This window comes from Corynebacterium sp. HMSC074C04 (genome assembly GCF_001838295.1).
Lineage (GTDB): Bacteria > Actinomycetota > Actinomycetes > Mycobacteriales > Mycobacteriaceae > Corynebacterium > Corynebacterium amycolatum.
The window spans coordinates 1-2,254 of the sequence record NZ_KV836262.1; the positions used below are offsets into that span (position 1 = coordinate 1).

Genomic DNA, 2,254 nt, shown 5'->3' on the forward strand with positions numbered 1-2,254 from the left:
CCACTTTTGTTTTACCCACAAGTAAACAACATTCAATCGATAGATGTCGTAGCTTATGTTTCGGTGATAGCCATTGATTTTGCTTGGTGGTGGGTATTTGGAAGGGGCCCGGTGCGCAGTAGACCGGTCGCGGAGGCTCCTCGAATTCTGGCACTTAGCTTGTTGGTGTGTGCGATTCATCTATTGCACTTCTGTGACTATCACCGCCACTTATCCCTACATACTGATACCTCGGTCTCAATTGAGGCTTTATTACCAAGCTGTCCAAATAGAGAGACATACGCTTACTTAGTAGTCAGCTCTGATTTTCGACTCGTACCTACGAGATGCTGTGGCGGCTTCCTCGATCGCGCCAAAAGAAAATCCCGTATAGGTGAGGTATTGCCTGCGCCCATACGGGAGGGTGTCGTATTTAGTTAGGTTAGCCCTGTCTGGGATTAAGCTATGCAGTCGCGCTAATCAAAGTACCGAGGTTAGTTATTACTGCTCGGCTTAGCCGACGGGACGTCTCCGTAGCCGTCGTGGTCCTTATCTTCCGAGTTAATACCTCCGCGGAAGGTGTCGTGAGCACTCGGAGTAACGGCGTGCGGTGCACGGTCGGCGGTGTTGAACAAAAGATTCAAGATGATAGCAGCGACGGAACCTACGCAGATACCTGAAGCCATAAACGTTTGCGCCCATGCCGGTAGTCCGGAGAATAGTTCGGGCGATACAGCAGGAAGTAATGCCAATGCCAACGGAATACCCACGACAATCACGTTGGATTCAGTGAACTTAACCTTGGATAGAGTGCGGACGCCCGATGCTGCGACCATACCGAACAAGGCAATACCGGCACCTCCCAAAACTGGAGCTGGGATAGCGGCAACGAGAGCGGCCGTCTTTGGAATCAAACCCAGAATCAGCAGCATTCCACCTGCAGCTGCGGTAACCCATCGGGAACGTACGCCCGTGATGGATAGGACGCCAATGTTCTGGGCAAACGCCGTGTATTGGAAGGTATTGAAAATACCGCCAATTACGGTCGCAGCACCGTCGGCACGCAGTGTGTCGGCAATACGGTGATTATCAATCTCGGATTCGGTAATCTCGCCGATTGCAAGTACGTCGCCAGTCGCTTCGACCATAGTCACAAGCGAAACAATGCACATGGCAAATACAGCGGAGAGGACGAATTCAGGCATGCCAAAGTAGAATGGATGCGTCAACCCGAAGACTGGTGAGTCCTTAGTTCCAGACCAATCCACCATTCCCAATGGAATGCATAGCAGCAATCCGGAGATCATGCCCACTAGAACGGCAATGCGGGCGAGCCATTCTGGTGCCCATCGCTCAATACTGAGAATTAAGGCCAACACAAACGCAGCTACTGCCAAGTTTTGAGGTGCGCCGAAATCTGGAGTGTCCTTGACTTCAGCACCGCCACCAACCCAGTCGGCTGCGACTGGCATAAGCGTCGTGCCGATAATCAATAGCACCGTGCCAGTGACCAACGGCGGAAATAGGCGTAGAAGCGACGCAAAAAGCGGTGCAAAGAGCATCATGAAAATGCCCGATGCAATCACCGAACCGTAGATTGCGGGTACGCCGTATTGCGATCCGATAGTAACCATCGGAATCGCGGCAGAGAAGGTACAGCCCTGAATCAGTGGTAGTCGCACACCAAATCGCCAAATACCCACCGACTGTACGATGGTGGCGATGCCTGCAACAAACAGGTCCGCAGCAATTAGGTGCGGAATATCGGATGGGGACATACGCCCGGCATCCACAAGTGCCCAGCCCACGAAAAGCGGGACTGCCACCGCGCCTGCATACGCGGCGAGCACATGTTGAAAGCCGAGTACAAGCAGTTTCACATGGCCCGGATACTCATCGACCGGATGAACCGTCTGAGTATCGGTCTTCGTTGATGTAGTCACAGTTCGACTTTAGTTCCCTAGTCCAGGTTTTCCTCACTGGAGCTTTCTATTGGGGTGGTTTCGCTCCATCTCGCTTTACGACGAGGCGATCGGGCCACGCCACTTTGCTGAGATAACTCGTGAGTGTGCGTGGGAGGCCACTGAACGAATGCATTGCGGAACAGCTTTAAGCGAGACTCTAGGGTTATGGTTTTCTATTAGCTCGGAAATACACTAGAAAGGCCTTGTGACCTGCAGGTTCGCGTTATGTGTGAAGTGTGTGTAATGTAGCCGGGGTCAGCGCGACAGGGCGATGTGATTGCTTGTTGTGGTGATGCGGGGGAGAGTTTACT

At 52.5% G+C, this 2,254-nt stretch carries 1 protein-coding gene; it reads right to left on the reverse strand.

Going from position 1 to position 2,254, the window contains the following annotated elements; translation table 11 throughout:
• Positions 1 to 473 precede the first annotated feature (473 nt).
• Positions 474 to 1,922 (reverse strand): nucleobase:cation symporter-2 family protein, encoded by a 1,449-nt coding sequence (locus HMPREF3011_RS00010; protein WP_038627038.1) that lies wholly within the window; start codon positions 1,920 to 1,922, stop codon positions 474 to 476.
• Between the last annotated feature and the right edge of the window lie 332 nt (positions 1,923 to 2,254).